This window comes from Streptomyces marokkonensis, assembly GCF_039539045.1.
GTDB classification, from domain to species: Bacteria; Actinomycetota; Actinomycetes; order Streptomycetales; family Streptomycetaceae; genus Streptomyces; species Streptomyces marokkonensis.
This window is the reverse complement of record NZ_BAABCQ010000289.1, coordinates 1-5,182: the sequence shown is the minus strand read 5'-3', so window position 1 is coordinate 5,182 and position 5,182 is coordinate 1. Positions and strand designations below refer to the sequence as shown.

Below are 5,182 nucleotides of genomic sequence, written 5' to 3'. Positions count from 1 at the left end.
ATGCGATCGACCGTGCACGCTGCGACGGTCGATTTCATCGAACGTTCCCTGCACACCGATCTGCGCCTTGATCGTGTTGCCGCACGCGCGGGCTACTCGCCCTATCATTTCCATCGATCCTTTCGCCGCACGTTCGGCCTTGCCCTCCACGCCTACATACGCCGCAGGCGGCTCACAGAGGCCGCGCGAGCGCTGGTCGCCACATCCGAACCGATCATCGACATCGCCATGCGCCACGGATTCAGCGGTCAGCAGTCGTTCACCAACGCCTTCTCTGCGAACTACGGCACACCTCCGGCGACCTGGCGACGCGCGCAACGGTTCTTCCCGCTGCTCCTGCCCTACCGGTTTGACGAATCCGAGTGGCAGCTGGGCCGCGCCGGGGGCGACTTGGACGTCACCGATCGGGCAGGTGTCGACCTCCTCCTTCCGCTGTCGCTCGCGGCGGTCGACATGCTGCCCGCGCTCGACGTCGAGCAGCACACCGGGGCACTCGGCCGGCAGGTCGATGCCCGCCAAGTACTCTTCGCCCACCGCAACGGACGGGGCGCGGCAGCGATGATCGTCGACTCTGTGACCGGTCATATCGAGTACCTCGCCGTACATCCGCTGGTCCGCGCGTCGTCGGTGCTGCCCTCGCTGCTGCGCGCGGCCCGGGATCACCCGCGGCTGTCCATCACCACCTTCCGGGAAGGCGACAGAGCCGACCTCGGCCACCGCCGAGCCCTGCTGCGTCTCGGATTCCGGCCCGCGCCCCTACGCGTGGAATTCGGCTATCCCACGCAACTTCTCGAGTTCGAACCGTCAGGAGCATCTCTGTGACCCCCGAGTCGTCGGACGCCTATCAGGCGGAAGCCGGCCATCTCGCCGCTACCCTGCGCCGCCTGGAACGCAAGATCGAGTCGGTGACCGAAACGGTCGAGACTCACGACAGCAACTATCGCGGTGTCAAGGCGTACATGGCCGACAACCGAGGCGAGATCGACCCCGCCGAGATGTACCAGAACGAGCTCCTCCTGCGAGACATCGACGCCGAGGGCGCTCATGCCATGCGCCTGCGCGAGCGGCTGGAATCCATGCGGGAATCTCCCTACTTCGCCCGCCTCGACTTCACCTCGGACGTGACCCGTACCCGGGAGGCCCACTACATCGGACGTAACGCGCTCCAGGATGCCGAGGGCACGGCGGTGGTGGACTGGCGGTCACCGCTGGGCGGGGTGTACTACGAGGCCGAACTCGGCTGGACGAGCTACGAAGCGCCCGCCGGGCGAATCGGCGGACAGATCGAACGCAAGCGCCAGATCAAGATCGAGGACGGACTTCTGCGGTTCGCCGTCGACACGGCGGACGCAGTCCGTGATGAGATCCTGTTGGAGGAGATCGGGCGGACGACCGACGCCCATATGCGTTCCATCATCGCCACCATCCAACGCGAGCAGAACGCGATCATCCGTAATGAATCGGACCGCACTCTCGTCATTCAGGGCGTCGCCGGGTCCGGGAAGACCTCGATCGCGCTGCACCGCATCGCCTACCTGCTGTACCGCCGGCGTGGACGGCTCAAGGCAGAGAACATGGCCATCGTCTCACCCAACGGCCTCTTCGCCGAGTACGTCTCGGACGTGCTGCCCGAGCTGGGCGAGGAACAGGTCGCCTCACTCGACCTCGCCAGTGTCGCCCGCGCCCAGCTCCTGCGTCACCGCCTGCGCTTCACCGACCCGGTCGACCCCGTCGAGCCCGGTGACGACGCAGCACGCGAGCGCGCATCGGGCAAGTCGACGTCGTCGTTCCACCGGTGGCTGGAGCGGGCCGTGGACGAGGCGGTCCCGCTCTGCTTCGAACCCCTTGACCTACGCATCAAGGGGTGCAGGGTCGAGACCGAGGAGCTGCGCGGGCTCTACGAGCGCATGGCCTCGCTGCCGGTGCGGACGCGCCTGCGTGAGATGGCCGAGTTCATCTGCAGGCGAGACCGCCAGGACCGGGCCTTCGCCACCACCTACCCGCGGCCCGGCGAGGTAGCGAAGGCGCTCACCGCCATGCTGACCGTCAAAAGCGTGCGGGCGCTCTACCGCGAACTCTTCCGTCGCGAAGACGCCCCGACGACGTTCCGGGTGCCGACGGCGGGAACCCTGGAGTGGGCGGACGTCTACCCCTTCCTCTTCGTCGCGGCCAGGTTCGACGGTCTCGACGTCGATGAGCGGATCCAGCACCTCATGATCGACGAGATGCAGGACTACTCACCGACCCAGTACGCGGTGCTGCGGCAGCTCTTCCGATGCGACATGACCGTTCTCGGCGACGTCGGCCAAGCGCTGGGGAACACCGAGAACTACACCTTGGACGACCTGGCGGGGCTGTTCGACGACGCACGGGTGATGGAGCTGAACCGCAGCTACCGTTCGACGACCGAGATCATGGGGTTCGCCTCGAAGATCCGGGGACATCAGATCGCGACGATCGACCGCCACGGCGACGAGCCCCAGGTACTCGGCTTCGACACCAGCGAGTCGGAGGCCGGATGGATAGCCGAGGAGATCGGGCGGTTCCGCGCCGCCGAACGCGGCCGCCTCTCGGTCATCACCAAGTCGCGCTCGCAGGCACAGCTCCTGCGGCGACGGCTGTCGGAGAAGCTGGACGGGATCCTCCTGGCGACGGCCGACTCATGTGGCGTGCTCGGACACGACATCACGGTCATTCCCGTAACGCTCGCCAAGGGCCTCGAGTTCGACGAAGTGATCGTCGCCCGGGCGTCGGCCCAGGAGTACAGCTCCGCCGCCGACCGTTCGCTGCTGTACATCGCCTGCACCCGCGCGCTGCACCGGCTCACTGTGACCCACGCCGGCCTCCCGAGTCCGCACCTGCCGAGGTGAGCGGGAGGAGCATTGCCATGGCCGGACCCGGCACCACCGTCACCGCCGCACACGTCGCGACTACCGGGCCGGCCACCGCGACCGTCGGCCGGCCCGGTGCGGGCAGGAAGTGCGCCACCATGGTGCAACCGGTGCTCCTTTCCGTACGGTTGCGGCCGGTAGCAGTCCAAGGACGCCATCGACCTGGAGTGAACCCGACCTCGGTACTGGTGGGCTCGCGTGTTCAACCGTCGTGGGTCGACCCACCCGACTCCGGCGCTGCTACCCGTCAAAGGTGCTCATCGGCTCTGCCATCAGCACGACGGCCAGCGTGATGCCGCGCGCTCTGGTGGCGCCGCCGGAGGAGTTCGGCCTTGGGGTGGGGGAAGAAGGACGCCGACACGTCTGCGACACGCGGTGGGCCGATCTGTCCGCCCGGGAGCTGTCCCGTCGGTCATGGCTCTGGGCAGGCCGGGGTGTCGGGTGAGACTGCGTGCCCGGTGGTACGTGTGCCGAATGTGGTTTGCGCGGCGACAGGGTGGTGTCTACCGTTACCGACATGCGCCAGTAAGCCTGAAGCCCTCATGCCACAGCCGTTCGACGGCCCCTTCGCGAGTCCGACACCGGCGTCTTCGGGGCCGGACGGCCTGGATCAGTGTGTCCGGTGCCAGGCAGGTGCGCTCTCCTCGCTCTTGATGACGAGATCCATTCAACGAATGCTCCCGACCCGGCCGAACCGGTACGGGCTTCGTCGCTGCCCTGCGCTTGAGATGCCGGTCTCCCAACACTTCGAGAGAACTGTGGAAGTACACCCATGTTCGAAGAGCTGTCGTCTCTGAACGCCCGCCCCGCCATCTACTCGCAGGTCACTACCTCGGACCTGTGGACCGACCCCCACATCTCCGCGCGCATGCTCGCCGCGCACCTGGACCCGCACGTCGACCTTTCCTCCTACCGGGCGGAGTACCTCGAGAACGTCGTCGACTGGCTCATCAGCCGCTTCCACGTTCGGGCGGGTCTGCGCGTCGCCGATTTCGGGTGCGGACCCGGCCTCTACACCACCCGCCTCGCCCGCACCAGGGCGGACGTCACCGGGCTGGATCTGTCCTCGCGCTCCCTCGATCACGCGAAGTCGCTCGCCCACGCGGACGGACTGTCCGTCCGCTACCTGGAGCAGGACTACCTCTCCTACCGGGACGACGCACGGTACGACTTGACCATCATGGTGATGCGCGACTACTGCGCGCTGACTCCGGACGGCCGACGAGCACTCCTGCACACGGTCCGCGCACATCTCGACAGCGGTGGCTCCTTCGTCTTCGACGTCGACTCGACGGCTGCGTTGGCCGACGTGCGTGAGCAGGCGACCTACGCCCCGTCGCTCATGGACGGATTCTGGTCCGACCAGCCCTACTTCGGCTTCCACAACACCTACCGTTACGAGAGCGAGCGCGTATCGCTGGACAAGTTCGAGATCTTCGAAGCCGAGCGGACGAGGGCCTACTTCAACTGGGTCCGCTATTTCACCCCGGACGAACTGACCGGTGACCTGCTCGACGCCGGCTTCGACGAGGTCGAGATCCTCGGCGATCTCACTGGAGCCCCCTACAACGACGAGGCGCCGCAGTTCGCCGCCATCGCGATCAACCGCTGAAGGACGCTGTGGCCCGGGCGTACACATCCTGCCCGCGCCACAGCCCAGCCGCGCTCGGCGACGGAGTCCACCGAGAGACCCGTCTACAACGCAAGCCGACTGCCCAGTGTTCGGCGAACGGTGCCCACTGCGCTGCGCAGTCACAGCCGGGGCACGGCGCCGTGCTCCGGTCAGCTGCTCGGAGTGGGCCTCACCGGCCCTTCCCGGCTCCGTCCACGACATCCGCGCGGCTCGCGAACACGGCATCGTCGACGCCCTCGCCAAGACCGACATCACGTGCTGGGCCGACAAGGGCTACCGGAGTGCCGGCGGCACGGTACGTACCCCGTACTGGGGTCGGTGGGAGACTCTCTCCACCGGTCAGCAGGCGGGTGAACCGGTCCCACGCGAAGATCCGCGCACTCGTCGAGCAGACCATGGCCACCCTCAAGTCCTGGCGGCTCCTTCGCAAGCTCCGGTGCTCGACCACCCGGATCACCCGCCTCGTCCAGGCTGTCCTCACCCTGCATCTGGCCAGCTCAGACCGATGAAAGCCTCAATGCGTCAGCGTCGCCTGTACAGCGACAGATGTGTGGCCGCACCTGTGTAATCGGATTTTCGCCAATCGCCCCAACGGGCCGCCAATTCCAATCCTCTGGACGGCGAGCGCACCATCCGCCCCGCGCGGGTGGCGGTCGCC

The 5,182-nt window shown here is 67.2% G+C and carries 3 protein-coding genes and 1 pseudogene; all 4 read left to right on the top strand.

Annotation, left to right across the window (positions count from 1 at the left end; genetic code table 11):
* Positions 1-822, top strand: an 822-nt coding sequence (locus ABEA26_RS34855; RefSeq protein ID WP_345597939.1) for a helix-turn-helix domain-containing protein, incomplete at its 5' end; no start/stop codon positions are given.
* Positions 819-2,870 carry a HelD family protein gene (locus ABEA26_RS34850; protein ID WP_345597937.1) on the top strand — a complete coding sequence of 684 codons (2,052 nt, stop codon included), beginning with the start codon at positions 819-821 and terminating at the stop codon, positions 2,868-2,870. The genes ABEA26_RS34855 and ABEA26_RS34850, both read left to right, overlap by 4 nt.
* Before the next feature lie 793 nt (positions 2,871-3,663).
* The gene (locus tag ABEA26_RS34845) at positions 3,664-4,503 is read left to right on the top strand and encodes an SAM-dependent methyltransferase (protein ID WP_345597935.1); all 840 of its coding nucleotides are present in this window, start codon (positions 3,664-3,666) and stop codon (positions 4,501-4,503) included.
* Positions 4,504-4,687: 184 nt separating this feature from the next.
* Positions 4,688-5,033 (top strand): annotated as a pseudogene (locus tag ABEA26_RS34840) (transposase family protein); the annotation flags it as partial.
* Positions 5,034-5,182 lie beyond the last annotated feature (149 nt).